This window comes from Micromonospora sp. DT4, from assembly GCF_049841675.1.
Lineage (GTDB): Bacteria > Actinomycetota > Actinomycetes > Mycobacteriales > Micromonosporaceae > Micromonospora.
Genome location: NZ_JBNCKT010000332.1, coordinates 1 through 706, shown reverse-complemented (window position 1 = coordinate 706; position 706 = coordinate 1). Strand labels below are relative to the sequence as shown.

The following is a 706-nucleotide window of genomic DNA, read 5'->3' as shown; positions in this document are numbered from 1 at the left end:
GGGCAGGTCGAGTTCGGCGGCGGACCAGTTCAGAGCGGCGGTGACGCCGAGTTCGCGGGCGCAGCTGGTGTCGTGCAAGTGCCCGGGCATCGCTGCGGAGGTCCAGATCGGCAATCCGTCCGGGCGCATGACGGCTTGAATGTTCGCGCCGAAGTCGCGGTGCTTTCCCGAGAACCATGCGTCGATCGTGTCGCCCTTGACCGACAGGGTGGTCTCGGTGAGCCGGTCGCAGTCGAACAGTTTGCCGTCGAGGATCACGTGAGACCAACCGTCGGCGGCGGCCCGGCGCAGAGCGGTGTGCAGGTCGCTCGCCTGGGCGGCGAGGACCGTGATGCCTTCGTCGCGGTACCGGTAGGCGGTCGCCCGGGAGATACCGAAGCCGGCGGCGAGCAGGGTCATGTCCTCGGCCTTGCGGAACCAGACGAGCACCATCAGGGCCTGATAGAAGCAGGTCAACGCCCGAGTGTCACGGCGGGTGCCGCAGGCGCGGCGCTGTGCGTACAGCAGCCGGGCGAGGTGCTGCACGAGTTCCCTCGGAACGTCGACCATGGCACGATAGGCAATCACGTGGAGCCCTCTCGAAGACGTGGATCTTTCGCAAGGACGTGTCTATCGATGGCTCCACGCCTGTTTCCACAACTGCCCGACTCGCCGCCTTCGTCCGTGTCGCGCCAATCAACCGTTATGCGTTGCTGAGATCACCTCA

1 protein-coding gene is annotated in these 706 nt (G+C 66.0%); it reads right to left on the bottom strand.

Annotated features, from left to right (window positions below; translation table 11 throughout):
- Positions 1-549 (bottom strand): transposase family protein (locus ACLQ24_RS29960; protein ID WP_425895091.1); only part of this gene is annotated, 549 nt, incomplete at its 3' end.
- Positions 550-706 lie beyond the last annotated feature (157 nt).